Here is a 14,429-nt window from a genome sequence, read left to right as displayed (position 1 = left end):
CGGCGGTGATCAGGCGGCGCTGGGCGCGGGGGCGGACCACTGGTTGTTGCGCATGAGGGTGTACTTGATGTCCACCAGCCGCGGGGCGATGGTCAGGGCGAGCTCTTCGGCCGGGTGGAGGTGGCCGGCGTCGTCCTGCTCGGCGCGCCAGACGCGGTAGTCGAGGTTGGGGTAGGCCGGGTTGATGCCGACCTCGCCCTTGGGCATCGTGCCGTTGAACGGAGCGACGATGTCCATGTGGTTCCAGTAGTTCCAGGCTTGCAGCGCCTTGTGCTGGTCGAAGTAGAAGTAGAAGTCGGGGTAGCGGCCGAAGGTGCGCAGTTCCCGGTGGATGAGGTGCCCGAGGAGCGGGCCGAGCTGGGTGGCGAGGGAGTCGAACTCCCAGCGTGCGTGGTGCCAGGCTTCGGGGGCGTCACCGGGCGCGAAGAGGCGGGCCGCGGCGAGGTAGCTGATCCGCTCGACCAGGTACGCGCTCGCATGGCTGGTGTCGATGGTCGGGTCGACGCGGTGGATGAGCGCGGCCAGCTGCTTCGGACGGGGACGGAACCTCGCCAGGTCGAACTTGCCGGCCATGGCGGGGAACGAGGCAAAGAGCATCTCCTTGTACAGCCAGTTGTTCAGCTCTCCGAGCTCGGCCAGGCGCCAGGTGTGGCGGGAGGCCGAGTGGAGCATCAGGTATTCGGCGACCGCTTCGAAGTACAGATAACCGAGGATCGGCAGGCGGGGGATCGTCTCGTCGAGCAGCTTGAGGAATGGCTCGGCATCGACCTGGGTGCCCTGGTAGGCGACGGCGGCAGCGGTAGCGAGGAACGCGGCCGAGTTCTTGACCCGGCTCACGACGGTCTCACGCAGCTGGTGCCGTTCGTTCTTGCTCAGCAGGTATTCGAGGTGGCTGTAGACCTGAAGGTGAATGAGGCCGAGCCGCAGGTAGTCCACGCCGGCGAGACCGCGGTACGCCTGCGGCGGGGTGTCGATCTCGAAGATCAGCGGGATGGGGACTCGGCCGGTGACGCCGAGCTTGGCCAGGAAGGTCGGCGCTTCCTTGGTCAGGACGTACTCGCCGAGGTTGTGCATGCGGAAGCTTTGGTCGGTCGCGGTGAGCGGAGCACAGTAGATGCTTCCGACGAGGCAGCCCCCCGACGGGTAGAGCATTCCCTGCCGGCTGATCTCCTCCAGAGCGTGGGTGACGTGCAGCAGGTGCAGCTTGCCGTTTCCGCTCAGCGCCTTGAAGAGGGCGTTCTGCCGCAGCAGGTGGCCGTTCGGGGTCTCCTCGGCGAGACGTCGGTCCCAGCCCGCGGTCTGGGCGGCGAGCGGGTCGGTGTGGTCGGACGGGCTGGGGATGAGGGTGGAGTCGAAGAAGGCGTGGGCGTCGGCCCACAGGTGGTAGGCGTCGAGGAAGTCCATGGTCAGACCAGGCCCTTCTCGGCGAGCGCGTAGCGGACGGCCGCGGTGCCGCTGGCCCCGGCGAGGTAGGCCCGCTCCGAGATGAGGACCAGGTCGAAGGCGAGGCCGCGCAGCTCATCGAAGGCGGACTCGCGGACGTACCGGGCGTCCGGCCACCACTTCAGCTTCGGCAGGCGGTAGCGGTCCAGGGCATCGGCGGCCTTGACCACGTCGGTGATGCGCTCGGCCCGGGCGTGGTCGGACTGGTCGCCCGCGGTGAACGCCTCGTACGGGACGTCGTGCAGTCGGACGGCGGTGGCCGCCTGCACGATCCGTCGAGGTGTGGTGGCGAGGCCGAAGTGGCCCCAGACGGTGTCGGCGTTCGCGGCGAGCCAGATGGCCGCGCGGGCGCCATGTCCGCGGTCGTCCTGGTCGTGGTGCCGTTGGCAGTCGTGTACGGCGGCGGCGAGGATCGCCGTGGCGGCGTCGGCGTCGTCGAGGCCGTTCGTCTCGGCGAGGACGGCGGCGAGCGCCGCCGTCCTCATGGCGTGCCGGACGCCATGGACCGACGTGTACAGCCGGGGGTTCGCCCACCATCGGGACGGCAGTTCGCCGTGGGTGAGCAGCTCCTTCGACCGCGTTCGCAAGATCGGAGCCGAGGCCAGCGGAAGGTCGGGCCTGTTGTCGCTGATCCACGCGACAGTGGCGTGGTCCATGTGCTGGTGGAGCGGGAGCTGCCCTCGGGCAGCCAGGTCGATCAGACTTGCGGTCAACGGGGTCGTGCTCACTCGTGCCCACCCCCTTGGTGGTCTCCGTTCCCTACCGGATCGGCGCGGCCTGCTGCTCGCGCTCCTTGCGCTCCTGCTCGGCGGCCTCGAAGGCTGCGGTGAAGTCGGCCAGCTCCTGCTCCGTCATCAGGGTCACGCCGAGCGTCGTGGCGACGTCGGTGATCTTGGTCTCGGCCTTGGCGCGGGCGGCGCCCGAGGCGCCGTCCTCCAGCAGGACCTCGAACTCGGCGTGGTAACCCCACGCCTCGCTCCACTTGACCGCGATCTCGACGTCGTCGAAGCGGAAGTTGTGACGGAAGTTGAACGCCTCGTGCATCGCCGTCTCGAACCCGAGGGCGTTGAACACCTTCACCGCGGCGGGAACGTCGGCGGGGGCGATGGTGAACTCGGTCTCCGCGAAGGCCGCTCCCTGCCCGAGCTTGCTCCCCTTGAGGGTGATCTTGGCAGTCCCGGCGGCGGTGTTGTCGGTGACCTTCAGGAGCTGGTCGGGCAGCACGTAGAAGTAGATGTGCTTGTCGTCGGGGCCCAGGTCCTCTCCGTCCGCTTTCAGGCGGGTGACGAGCTGGTCGTGGACCTCCTTGGTGAAGCGGGCGCGCATCTCGATCTCGACGGCCACGGGGCTGCTGCCTCCTCGTTTCAGGCATGGCGAAGCCAGCCGGACCCTGCCGTGCGGGGCCTGTCCGGTCGGGCGATCGCTATGGGGTTGGTGGTCGAGCGTGGGGGGATGCGGCCGATGCGGGTGCCGGCCGCATCACCCCGGTGGATCGGTGGGTGTCAGCCGAGGGTGCCGAAGCGCTCCTCGACGACTCCCGAGTGCAGGTAGGTCGGCAGCTGGACGCCTCCCACCGACGTACGGCCGGTGGCGACCTGCTCCTCCGTCTCGCTGGGAAAGCCCTCCAGCAGACGCAGGCACTGCTGGGCCCATTCCTGCGACGCGGGCCAGTCACCCAGGTCGCGGTGGCGCACGGCCAGGGCGTACGCGGTCTCGGTGGCGGCCCACCGGTCGGTCGCCAGCTCACGCTGGAAGATCGACTCCAGCTCGTCGGTGGAGGCCAGGCGGGTCTGGTTGGTCATGGTGCCCTCTCGGTTCAAACGGTAGTGCCCCAGTGGTGATCAACGCCCTGGTGCCCCCGCGGTGACGCCTTGACCCGCTGCTAGTACGTGTAGATCTCGGCCAGCGTCTTGTAGTCCTGCAACTCGTCCTTGTCGAACCACAGCTCCACTTCCTGCTTGGCCTCCTCAGCGTTGCCGGAGGCGTGCACGAGGTTCGCGACCGCCTTGCCGGAAGCGATGCTGGCCGCCGCGCTGTAGTGCGAGAAGTCGCCCCGCACCGTGCCGGCCGGAGCCTGGTTCGGGTACGTGCTGCCGACGATCTTGCGGACGGTGGCGATGGCGTCGAAGCCTTCCAGTACCAGGGCGATGACCGGGCCCTGCTGCATGAACGACGCCGTGAGGTTGTAGACCTCCGAACCAAGCCGCTCTTCAAGATCGAAATAGTGCTTGCGGGTGAACTCCTCGTCCATCCACTTCATCTTCGTGCCGACGATCTTCAGCGCGGCATCCTCGAATCGAGTGATGATCCTTCCTGCCAGGCCACGCGCCAGCGCATCGGGCTTGAGCAGGACGAGCGTGCGCTCGACAGTGTGTGCCTGAACCTCGGCCATTGACTCCCTTTCGCCTTGCTAGCAACCGAACATGACGGACGATCAGCCGTCATCTGCTGAGGTTACCGGCGCCGGCAGGGCGGTTCGGGCGTGCGGGCAATGCCCCGGACGGGCGAATGCCGGCCAAGGTACGGCCGATCAGCCCAACGAGAGGCCCGATTCGGCCAACTTCTCTGTCTCCACTATCCGCTGGGGGTACGCACCTAAAATCTTCCTGTGGTCGTCTGGCGCTCTCGCGCCTCTCATACGCCTCCCAGGGACTGAGCCTTCGACGGGTGATTCCTTGGCCCCTGGTGACTCCGATTCTTCCGGGGCCCTTCCCGCGTGACCATGAAGTGCCAGTGCAGTGGGAGTGCACTTTCGGCGCGCGGATTCCTGCCCCGGGGCGGCGACGAGGGGACAGCCTTGTGGACGTGATCGAGCGCTGGAGCGGCCGGTACGCCTGCCTGCTGCAGTCCGCCCTACGGCTCGGCAACGAACAGTTTGCCGCCCACCTCGGCATCGCCGTGAGGACGGTGGCCACCTGGCACGCCGACGCGGCCCTCGTGCCTCGCAGGGAGATGCAGCAGCTCCTCGACACAGCCCATGAGCAGGCTCCTGCGGCTGGGCGACAGCGCTTCGCGCTCCTGCTGGCGAAGGAACAGGCCCCAGCGGACTCGACGCCGCCCGGCGCACAGGCGCTGCGGGTGGCCATCGCGGTGGTCGTCCGCGACAGCGATGTCCTCCTGGTGTGCCGACGGGACGACGACGCCGCTGGAATCACGTGGCAGTTCCCGGCCGGCGTCATCAAGCCGGGAGGCAAGGCGGAGACCACCACCGTGCGGGAGACCTTGGACGAGACTGGTGTCCACTGCGCGATCCGGCAGCACCTTGGGAACCGCCTTCACCCCGTGACCGGCGTGCTGTGCGAGTACTTCCTCTGCGAGTACCTGGCCGGCGCGGCCACGAACAGCGACGCGGCCGAGAACATCGACGTCATGTGGGTCCCCAGAAACTCGGTGCCTCGCTTCATCCCCGTCGATACGATCTTCCCACCCATCCTGGCCGTCCTGGAGGAGCAGACGTGACGAACCAGAACACGGACGAGCGCCCGGGCATCGCCGCCGCCATCGTGGTGAACGAGGGACGCGTGCTGATGGTGCGCCGCCGGGTCAGCGAGGGACAGCTCTCCTGGCAGTTCCCGGCCGGCGAGGTCGAGCCCGGCGAGGCGCGCGAAGACGCCGCTGTGCGGGAGACCCAGGAGGAAACCGGGCTGACCGTGGCGGCCGTGAAGCTGCTCGGCGAGCGCGTCCATCCGAAGACCGGCCGGCTGATGTCGTACACCGCGTGCGAGGTGTTGAACGGTACGGCCCATGTCGCGGACACTGAGGAGCTGGCCGAACTGGCTTGGGTCGCTCATAGGGAGATCCCGCAGTACGTGCCGTACGGTCTATTCGGGCCCGTCCAGGATTACCTCGACGGCGCCTTGGACGCCTGAGCGCAGACCACTGGCGGGAACTGTCCGAGCGCGACGAGGCCGACTATTAGTCCGTGACTCTGCAGCCCGGAGGTCAGCTGCAGAGTCACACGTTGACACCCACTGGGTCACCACCGAATCGGCGCTCGCCATGAGCGTCACCCTCTCTCACGGCGGTCTGTGCCATCAGGGCCGTTTCTCCGAACGGGAGCTGGCGCTGCGGTCCTACTGGGACAAGAACCCCGGCGAGGCGTGGACCCATGACCTGCGTCATGTCCGCTACTGATGCCGCGTCCCCCGGCACGGGGCACTCGCCCGTGCCGTGGGACGTGGCTCCCGCCCGATTACGGGGTGAGCCGGTTCGGCCCCCGGAAGAGGAAGCTGGCTTCCCTGATGGAGTCCAGCCCGAGCATCACCATCAGCACCCGCCCGAGCCCCATGCCGAGGCCGCCGTGCGGCGGGCACCCGTACCGGAACGCGTTCAGGTAGTCCCGCAGCGGCTCGGGGCTCATGCCCTTCTCTGCGGCCTGCTTCAGCAGGACGTCGTACCGGTGCTCACGCTGGGCACCGGTGGTGACCTCCAGCCCTTTCCACAGCAGGTCGAAGCTCAGGGTCACGCCTGGGTCGTCGGCCGGCCGCATGTGGTAGAAGGGCCGGATGCCCACCGGGTAGTGCGTGATGAACACGAACTCGTGCCCGGTGGCCTCCTTGATATGCGCGGAGATGCTCCGCTCGCCCTCCGGGTCCAGGTCCTCCTTGATCCCCTCCGGGTCCCAGCCGCCCTCGCGCAGGATCTTCTGTGCCTCCGCCATGGTGATCCGGGGGAACGGCGTCGTGGGGACGGTGACCTCGACGCCGAAACGCTCGGCGATCGCCTCACCGTGGGCGTCGGCGACCTTGGCGATCGCGTGGGCGAGCATCCGTTCCTCGAACGCCATCACGTCCTCGACACCGTCGATCCACGCCAGCTCGACATCGACACCGGTGAACTCGGTGGCGTGCCGGGAGGTGAACGACGGCTCCGCGCGGAAGACCGGCCCGATCTCGAAGACCTTGTCGATCCCGGCCGAGATCGCCATCTGCTTGTAGAACTGCGGCGACTGCGCCAGATAGGCGCTGCGGTCGAAGTAGCCCAGCTTGAAGACCTCCGCGCCGGACTCGGAGGCGGTGCCCATGAGCTTGGGGGTGTGCATCTCCGTGGCGCCCTGGGCGTAGGCATACTCGCGCATGCCCTGCTCCAGGGTGGTCTGCACGGCGAACATCAGCTGCGTGGCGGGGCGGCGGCGTACATCCAGGAACCGCCAGTCCAGCCGCTGCTCCAGGCCGGTGTGCTCGTCGATCGGCAGCGGGGTGGCGGCCGGGTTCAGGATCTCGACCGCTTCGGGGACGATCTCCAGGCCGCCGAGCTTGACCTGGGCGGCGTCGACGACGCGGCCGGTGACGCGGACGGCGGATTCGGGGGTGAGGGATTCGAGCCGGGCCTCCAGCGGTCCGTTGTCGCGCCTGTGGGTCACCTGCACCATGCCGGTGCCGTCCCGTACGACGACGAACTGCATCGTGCTCTGGAGGCGGAGGGTGTTCACCCACCCGCAGACGGAGACGGTACGGCCAATGTGTTCTCGCAGGTCGGAGACGTGTACGCGGCTGTGGATCATTTCGGTCCTCCGAAGGACTTCGTCATGATCCCTTGGGAGTGCGGGCGAGAAGGGCAACTCGCGGTACCACCGCACTTTCGCCGCCACCAGGTGGCGGCCTCGTTCGGACCCGGTCACGGGGGTCGGCCGGCGGGGCATGGGGCCACTGGGCGCGGCCGTTCCTCCCCGCGCTCAGGAGGGTCTTCACCTCGGGGCGCGAGACCGCCTTCCCAGCTACCGGCGGCTCTCTCTGCTCGCGTGAACCCTGGCTACTCGTCTCCGTCAACGCGTTGCCCAGCAGGATACGGACCGCGCGACCGCGCTCGCAATCACATACGGCCCGGGGCGACGACGCACTGCGGCGGGCGCTCGAAGACGCCTCCATGGGCCGCTGGGAAGGCCCGCGCGACCTGCTGATCTTCACCGGTCCGGACTGGGACCGACGGATCTTCCGCCTCCAGGTCCTCGCGGAAGCCGGGGCACGGCTGAGATTCGCCGGTACCTGGGCGAAGGCCGAGCCCCGCTCACCGCATGCCTTCACCCTCCTCGGGAACGTACTGGCTCTCCGCGCCATGATCGCTGGCCGGGATGCCGGGTGGACCCTATGGACCCTGATGAAGGACGCCGGGGCCACCTGTCGCAAGGCGCTGTGGATGTGGCCGCAGGACGTGGCCCCGCTCGCCTTGCTGTGCACCCGCGCTCCCGACCGGAACACCTCGGCAGCGTCTGGGGGGCGTCCTATTTTGACCGCCTGGCAATGAAGTGGCGGTCGACCTCCCCGCTGGTCGGTTCAAGCAGTCGGCTCGGGCTGGTGAGGCCCGTGTGTTGCCGGGATGCCTCATGGTGGTCATCCAGGAGGATCTTGGTCTCGATGCAGTCGTCGATCGCGACCCCGGTGCCCTGATCGTCGACGGGGAATATTCGAACCTGTCCGTGGAGAACCATGGCTGTGCCCGCGCAACGGAGGTCCAGACACGTCGAAGGGCCCCGCTGCAAGCAGCGGGGCCCTTCGACGTTAGTGCCCGGTGAGGCACTGGCGGAGGATACGAGATTCGAACTCGTGAGGGGTTGCCCCCAACACGCTTTCCAAGCGTGCGCCCTAGGCCACTAGGCGAATCCTCCGCGGCAAACAATACAAGACGTTGAGGAGTGCTCGCGAACTCGTTCCCACCCCCGCCGATCGGGTACCCTGTGCGGAGCCCCTCACGTGGCGCTATCTGACTGAACTCCCCCAGGGCCGGAAGGCAGCAAGGGTAGGTCGGCTCTGGCGGGTGCGTGGGGGGCGCTTGCGTTGGGGGGCGGGGTCCGGGGCCGGGAGGCCCGGTGGGGGAGTGATCGCGGGGCGAGCGGGCCGGGGACGGTTGTCGGTGGGGGCCGATAACCTCGTAGATGTGTCGTCTCTTGCGCTGTACCGCCGCTATCGTCCCGAGTCCTTCGCCGAGGTCATCGGGCAGGAGCATGTCACCGACCCGTTGCAGCAGGCCCTGCGGAACAACCGGGTCAATCACGCGTACCTGTTCAGCGGGCCGCGCGGGTGCGGCAAGACGACCAGTGCGCGCATCCTCGCCCGCTGTCTGAACTGCGAGCAGGGGCCGACGCCCACGCCGTGCGGGGAGTGTCTGTCCTGCCGTGATCTCGCGCGCAACGGGCCGGGGTCGATCGATGTGATCGAGATCGACGCCGCTTCTCACGGTGGTGTGGACGACGCCCGTGAGCTGCGGGAGAAGGCGTTCTTCGGGCCGGCGAGCAGCCGGTACAAGATCTACATCATCGACGAGGCCCACATGGTCACCCCGCAGGGCTTCAACGCCCTGCTGAAGGTGGTCGAGGAGCCGCCGGAGCATCTGAAGTTCATCTTCGCCACCACCGAGCCCGAGAAGGTCATCGGGACCATCCGTTCGCGGACCCACCACTACCCGTTCCGGCTGGTGCCGCCCAGCACCCTGCGGGAGTACCTGGGCGAGGTGTGCGGGCACGAGAAGATCCCGGTCGCGGACGGAGTGCTTCCGCTGGTGGTGCGGGCCGGTGCGGGGTCGGTGCGGGACTCGATGTCGGTCATGGACCAGCTGCTGGCGGGCGCCACCGACGAGGGTGTGACCTATGCCATGGCCACCGCCCTGCTCGGGTACACCGACGGCTCGCTGCTGGACTCCGTCGTGGACGCGTTCGCCACCGGGGACGGGGCCGCCGCCTTCGAGGTCGTCGACCGGGTCATCGAGGGCGGCAACGACCCCCGGCGCTTCGTCACGGACCTCCTGGAGCGGCTGCGGGATCTCGTCATCCTCGCCGCCGTGCCGGACGCGGCCGAGAAGGGGCTGATCGACGCCCCCGTCGATGTGGTCGAACGGATGCAGGCGCAGGCGTCCGCCTTCGGCGCGGCCGAGCTGAGCCGGGCCGCGGACCTGGTCAACGCGGGGCTGACGGAGATGCGCGGGGCGACGTCCCCCCGGCTCCAGCTGGAGCTGATCTGTGCGCGGGTGCTGCTGCCCGCGGCGTTCGGGGACGAGCGTTCGCTCCAGGCCAGGATCGACCGGCTGGAGCGTGGAGCGGCCCTCACGGCCGCCGCCCCGGCGGCACCGGCCGTGACCTTCCCCGGGTCCGGCGCCCCCGCGATGGGGTACATCCCCGGTCCGGGCGCCGCCCCCCACATGCCGGGACCGGACGGCCCCGTCGCCGCCCCGGCGCAGCCGCCCGCGCCCCCGGCGGCCACCGCCCCGGTCGCGCCCGCCGCCCCGCAGCCGACCGAGGGCACCGCTCCGCAGCAGGCCCCGGGTGCCCGCCCCGGAAGCTGGCCCACCGCCGCCCCCGCGGGCGCTTCCCCGGCGGCTCCGGAGCCGCCGGCCGCCACGGCCGCCGAGCGGCGGCCCGGTGGCTGGCCCACCGCCTCCACGCCCGGCCAGGCCCCCCGGCCCGCCGCACCCGCTCCGGCGGCCCCCGCCGCTCCGCAGCCGCAGGCGGCCCCCGCCGCCGCCCCGGCCCCGGGAGCGGCCCAGGGCGCCGCCCAGGTGCGCGGCATGTGGCCGGACGTCCTGGAGGCCGTGAAGAACCGCCGTCGCTTCACCTGGATTCTGCTGAGCCAGAACTCCCAGGTCGCCGGGTTCGACGGCACCACCCTCCAGATCGGCTTCCTCAACGCGGGGGCCCGCGACACCTTCAGCAGCAGCGGCAGCGAGGAAGTGCTGAGGCAGGCGCTCTCCGAGCAGTTCCATGTGCAGTGGAAGATCGAGGCGATCATCGACCCCTCGGGCGGGGTCGGCGCCCCGGCGCCCCCCGCCGCCGGTCGCCCCTATCAGGCCGCAGCACCCCAGACACCGGCCCCGCCGCCCGCCGCGGCCCGGCCCGCCGCCCCGGCGGCCCCCGCCGCGGCTCCGCCCCAGGCACCGTCCGCCGCCCCGGCCCCGCGGCCGGTCCACACCCCGCCGCCGGTCTCCCCCGAGGACGACATGCCGGAGGACGACGACCCGGACCTCGTCGACTCCGCGCTCTCCGGGCACGACCTCATCGTGCGTGAGCTGGGAGCCACGGTTGTGGAGGAATATACGAACGAGTAGCCGGTGGTCCTTAGGAGGGGAGTACAGGACCGCGGACGGCGCCGGTTAGGCTGACGCCGTGAAGGTCCTCGTCATCGGCGGCGGCGCCCGCGAACACGCCCTGTGCCGCTCCCTGTCCCTCGACCCCGATGTCACCGCCGTGCACTGCGCGCCGGGGAACGCCGGCATCGGCGAGATCGCCGAGCTGCACCCGGTCGACGCGCTCGACGGTGCGGCGGTCACCCGGCTCGCCACCCGGCTCGGCGCCGGCCTGGTCGTCGTCGGCCCCGAGGCGCCGCTGGTCGCGGGTGTCGCCGACGCCGTGCGTGCGGCCGGTATCCCCTGCTTCGGCCCCTCCGGCGAGGCCGCCCGCCTGGAGGGCTCCAAGGCGTTCGCCAAGGACGTGATGGCCGCCGCCGGTGTGCCCACCGCCCGGAGCTATGTCTGTGTGAACCCCCAGGAGATCGACGAGGCCCTGGACGCCTTCGGCGCCCCCTACGTCGTCAAGGACGACGGCCTCGCCGCGGGCAAGGGGGTCGTCGTCACCCACGACCTCGCGCTCGCCCGTGAGCACGCCATCGCCTGCGGACGGGTGGTCATCGAGGAGTACCTGGACGGCCCCGAGGTCTCCCTCTTCGCCATCACCGACGGCGAGACCGTCGTCCCGCTGACACCCGCCCAGGACTTCAAGCGCGCCCTCGACGGCGACGAGGGCCCCAACACGGGCGGCATGGGGGCCTACTCCCCGCTGCCCTGGGCCGATCCCGAGCTGGTCGACGACGTGCTGACGACCGTGCTCCAGCCGACCGTCGACGAGCTGCGCCGCCGTGGCACCCCGTTCAGCGGACTGCTGTACGCGGGGCTCGCCATCACCTCGCGCGGGGTACGGGTGATCGAGTTCAACGCCCGCTTCGGCGACCCGGAGACCCAGGTGGTGCTGGCCCGGCTGCTGACCCCGCTCGGGGGCCTGCTGCTGCACGCCGCCCGGGGCACCCTGGCCGACGAGCCCCCGCTGCGCTGGCGCGACGACGCCGCCGTCACCGTGGTGGTCGCGTCGCACAACTACCCCGGAACCCCGCGTACCGGTGACCCGATCGAGGGTCTGGACGAGGTCGCCGTGCAGGACGCCCCGCACGCGTACGTCCTGCACGCCGGGACGCGGCAGGACGGCGGCTCCGTGGTCAGCGCCGGGGGCCGGGTCCTGTCGGTCACCGCGACCGGCGCCGATCTGCGGCAGGCGCGGCAGCGCGCCTATGACGCGGTGGGCCGCATCCGTCTCGACGGCTCGCAGCACCGCACGGACATCGCCCGCCGGGCGGCGGAGGGCTGAGCGGGGCACCGCGACACGGCACAGCGGCACAGCGGCAGACGCGGACGGCAACGGCGCCGCGACATGACACAGGAACCGGGCCTGGCCGGACACCGGCCGGGCCCGGCCGGTGGATCAGGGGTGTACTCGTACGGGGTACACCCCTGAACGCTGTCCCGGGCCGCCCCGGCGGAGATCCCCTCCGGGCTTCCCGGCGTCCGCGGCGGCCGTACGCGGGTGCGCCGCCCGGAACCCCCTCCGCGGGCCTGTTGACGGCCCCCGGTGACCCCGGTGGGACGTTCGTGACGCCCGGGGTCGACATGCTCTCGACAGCTCCAGGAGCCCCGAGAAAAGCAAGTGGCCCATGGGGTTCATGCGGCACAAAGCAACCCGTGAGGCTTCATCCTCCCCACTACCGTGACGCTCCCGTGGCGCTTCAGTGTGGCTCCAGTACACCTGTGGCGCATACGTGAACCAGCGACGCCCGCCATCCGTCATCACCATTGGCCAATGCCATTCCATCGGGTGACGACTGAGCCATCCGGATGACGGCTGCCACAGCCCCAACTAGGGTGCGGCGCAGGCGTTCCGGCACTTGGCCCACCGGCATTGCGATGTCAGTGACGGGTGCCACAGTGGGGGAGTGACCAACACCGACGCAGGGCAGAGGAGGTGAGGACCGGCCGTGTCCGTCAACGGGATCGGTGATTCCATCGGCGCCCAGGCCGCACGCTCGCGGGCGCTCGCCGTGCTGCGTGTCCGCAGCAGAGCACTCGCGGTCGCCCTGCTGCCCGCGGCGGTCACCATCGTGCTGCTCACGGGAGACTCCACCGGCCATATGCGCGGGGCCGGCTGGGACGTGCTGCGCTGGATCGCCGGGAGCGCGGCCGTGGCGGTACTGCTGGTCGCGGCCGTCGTCGCCGCTGTCATCGTCCGGGCGTCGCCCGCCCTGAGCCCCACCGTCGAACTGCCGGAGCGTGCGGCCCCGGATCTGTATCGCCTGGTCAGGGATTTGGCCGAGCGTCTCGACGTACCGGCGCCCTCCGCGCTCGCGCTCACCCCCGACTGCGACAGCTGGCTTGAGGACCGCACCCATCCGGCCCATGCGATACCCCAGGCGATACGGGGCCGCCGCCGCAGACGGAGCACCGAGGCCCCCGTCCTGGTGATCGGCTCACCCTTCCTGTGGTGGATGCGGGTGGCCGAGCTGAGGGCCCTGCTCGCGCCCGTCGTCGCGGGAACGGCGCCCTCCGCCCACCCCGACATAGCCGCCGCCCGCCGTTTCGTCCGCGGGCTCGACGCCGCCGTCGCCGTGGCCGCCTCCCCGGGCCCGCGCGGCCCCCTGCGGTATCTGCGCGGACCGGTGCTCGGCCTGGTGGGCAGGATCGCCCGGCTGCTGCTCCACAGTTGCCAGAGCTACGCGGGGGAGATGGAGCGCGGAGTCGCCGCCGCTGCCTCCGAGCGGGCCCAGGCGGTGGACTACGGACTGCGGATCGTCGCCCAGGAGCAGGTCGGCCTCGCCTACGCGGGCTGGGACCGGCTGCTGACCCGGGTGGCGCTGCCCGCCTGGCGGATGGGCCGCTGGCCCTCCCGGCTGGACGCGGGCGTCGTCTCCGCCCTCACCGAGCTGTCCCGCAGGGACCGGCTCGCCGAGGGCTTCGCCTCCCGGCTCGGGGAGCGGCCCGCCTGCGATCTCCTCGAAGAGCCCGGACTGATCGACGAGGCCGCGTCCCTGCTGGCCGCGCGGCTGTTCCACGGAGGGCCCGCCGAGACCGGGGCGAGTTGGTCCCCGGTGGACTGGCAGCAGTACCCGGAGGAAGTCGTCGACCGGAAGTGGCGCACGGAGGCCGCCCGCCTCCACCGGGTCCTGGACGAGCTCGGCACGGCCCCCTCGGACGGGCCCGGCGGCCCCACCCTCGCCCGGGTGATGAACGTCCTCGCCGAGACCGGCGAGGACGCCGGGGAGAATCTGGCGGCCGGGATCAGCGCGGCACTCGCCCGCGAGGAGGCGTCCCGCCAGCGCGTCGGGGCCGGGGTGGGCGCGGGTGCCGCGGCGGCACCCGTCGCCAAGAGCCAGGACGACGCGCTCATCGGCTGGGGCGCGGACCCGCTGCCCCTCTTCCCGCTCCAGCCGCCGCGGACCGGGCGGGAACTGCTCGCGGACCACGTCACCGCGATGGTGTGCTGCGCGGCGGTCGACACCGCCGGTGCCGTGCCGGGGCTCGACTGGCTGGACGGGCCCACACTGCTGATCCGCGGCGAGCGCTGCCCCGACCTGATCCCGCCGGTGCTGAGCCTCACCGAGGACGGCGACCCGAGGCCGCTGCGCGCCTGGCTCGCCGGGGTGGGCGTCCGCGCGGAGAAACCCGTCCGGCTGGTCTGACCCGCCCCCACGCGCCCGCCCCCACGCGCCCGCCCCCACGCACCCGCCTCCCCCACGCACCCGCACCCGCCCCCCGGGGGACCACTCGCACCCGCGCCCCGGGCCCGCCCGTCCCTGGGCCGTCTCGCTCCGCACCACCGCCACGCCCGCCCGGCCGCCTCGCTCCGCGGACTGCACGTCCGCCCGAGCCGCCCCAGGACGCGGCCCCACCCGCGCCCGGCCCCTCCCCGGCGGCGGTCCGCGCCCTCACCCGAAGCCGCCCCGGCCCAGCCCCCCGCCCCG

General features: G+C 71.1%; 13 protein-coding genes, 1 tRNA gene and 1 other RNA gene. 8 read left to right on the top strand and 7 right to left on the bottom strand.

All coding sequences use genetic code 11. The annotated features are described in order from the left end of the window. Positions 1-9: 9 nt before the first annotated feature. The 5 genes from CRV15_RS13130 to CRV15_RS13110 form a co-directional block, all read right to left on the bottom strand. The gene (locus CRV15_RS13130) at positions 10-1,404 is read right to left on the bottom strand and encodes a hypothetical protein (protein WP_003955015.1); all 1,395 of its coding nucleotides are present in this window, start codon (positions 1,402-1,404) and stop codon (positions 10-12) included. Between the two features lie 2 nt (positions 1,405-1,406). Then, positions 1,407-2,171, bottom strand: a complete 765-nt coding sequence (locus tag CRV15_RS13125) for a hypothetical protein (protein ID WP_003955014.1) — start codon at positions 2,169-2,171, stop codon at positions 1,407-1,409. 31 nt (positions 2,172-2,202) lie between these two features. Next, entirely contained in the window at positions 2,203-2,787 is a 585-nt protein-coding gene (locus tag CRV15_RS13120; RefSeq protein ID WP_003955013.1) for a hypothetical protein, read from the bottom strand. A gap of 158 nt (positions 2,788-2,945) precedes the next feature. Next, on the bottom strand, positions 2,946-3,245 hold the full coding sequence (locus CRV15_RS13115; RefSeq protein WP_003955012.1) for a hypothetical protein: 300 nt from the start codon (positions 3,243-3,245) through the stop codon (positions 2,946-2,948). An 80-nt stretch (positions 3,246-3,325) separates the two neighbouring features. Then, positions 3,326-3,835 carry a nucleoside-diphosphate kinase gene (locus CRV15_RS13110; protein ID WP_003955011.1) on the bottom strand — a complete coding sequence of 170 codons (510 nt, stop codon included), beginning with the start codon at positions 3,833-3,835 and terminating at the stop codon, positions 3,326-3,328. A gap of 407 nt (positions 3,836-4,242) precedes the next feature. Here CRV15_RS13110 and CRV15_RS13105 point away from each other — a divergent pair, with 407 nt between their 5' ends. The 3 genes from CRV15_RS13105 to CRV15_RS37410 all read left to right on the top strand — a co-directional run bounded on the left by CRV15_RS13105 (position 4,243) and on the right by CRV15_RS37410 (position 5,577). Further along, positions 4,243-4,902, top strand: a complete 660-nt coding sequence (locus tag CRV15_RS13105) for an NUDIX hydrolase (protein WP_009996965.1) — start codon at positions 4,243-4,245, stop codon at positions 4,900-4,902. After that, entirely contained in the window at positions 4,899-5,312 is a 414-nt protein-coding gene (locus CRV15_RS13100) for an NUDIX hydrolase (protein WP_003955009.1), read from the top strand. Before CRV15_RS13105 ends, CRV15_RS13100 begins: the two co-directional genes overlap by 4 nt. 130 nt (positions 5,313-5,442) lie before the next feature. Then, on the top strand, positions 5,443-5,577 hold the full coding sequence (locus tag CRV15_RS37410; RefSeq protein ID WP_003955008.1) for a hypothetical protein: 135 nt from the start codon (positions 5,443-5,445) through the stop codon (positions 5,575-5,577). 58 nt (positions 5,578-5,635) lie between these two features. On the opposite strand, the gene aspS is transcribed toward CRV15_RS37410, so the two are convergent. After that, positions 5,636-6,946, bottom strand: a complete 1,311-nt coding sequence (gene aspS / locus CRV15_RS13095; RefSeq protein WP_003955007.1) for an aspartate--tRNA(Asn) ligase — start codon at positions 6,944-6,946, stop codon at positions 5,636-5,638. Between the two features lie 362 nt (positions 6,947-7,308). Here aspS and CRV15_RS13090 point away from each other — a divergent pair, with 362 nt between their 5' ends. Continuing rightward, complete coding sequence (locus CRV15_RS13090; protein WP_003955005.1) at positions 7,309-7,686, top strand: hypothetical protein; 378 nt, start codon at positions 7,309-7,311, stop codon at positions 7,684-7,686. A gap of 273 nt (positions 7,687-7,959) precedes the next feature. Here CRV15_RS13090 and CRV15_RS13080 read toward each other — a convergent pair. Continuing rightward, positions 7,960-8,047, bottom strand: a tRNA-Ser gene (locus tag CRV15_RS13080). Between the two features lie 72 nt (positions 8,048-8,119). On the opposite strand from CRV15_RS13080, the gene ffs reads away from it, so the two are divergent. The 4 genes from ffs to CRV15_RS13060 all read left to right on the top strand — a co-directional run bounded on the left by ffs (position 8,120) and on the right by CRV15_RS13060 (position 14,147). After that, an RNA gene (ffs, locus tag CRV15_RS13075) (signal recognition particle sRNA small type) lies at positions 8,120-8,218 on the top strand. 98 nt (positions 8,219-8,316) lie between these two features. Continuing rightward, positions 8,317-10,476 (top strand): DNA polymerase III subunit gamma and tau, encoded by a 2,160-nt coding sequence (locus CRV15_RS13070; protein ID WP_009996970.1) that lies wholly within the window; start codon positions 8,317-8,319, stop codon positions 10,474-10,476. 58 nt (positions 10,477-10,534) lie between these two features. Beyond that, entirely contained in the window at positions 10,535-11,785 is a 1,251-nt protein-coding gene (gene purD / locus CRV15_RS13065; RefSeq protein ID WP_003955001.1) for a phosphoribosylamine--glycine ligase, read from the top strand. Positions 11,786-12,449: 664 nt separating this feature from the next. Next, positions 12,450-14,147 (top strand): hypothetical protein, encoded by a 1,698-nt coding sequence (locus CRV15_RS13060; RefSeq protein WP_003954999.1) that lies wholly within the window; start codon positions 12,450-12,452, stop codon positions 14,145-14,147. Positions 14,148-14,429: the final 282 nt, after the last annotated feature.

Source organism: Streptomyces clavuligerus, from assembly GCF_005519465.1.
GTDB lineage: Bacteria > Actinomycetota > Actinomycetes > Streptomycetales > Streptomycetaceae > Streptomyces > Streptomyces clavuligerus.
Note: the sequence above shows the minus strand (reverse complement) of the source record. Positions and strands in the feature narration are given on the sequence as shown.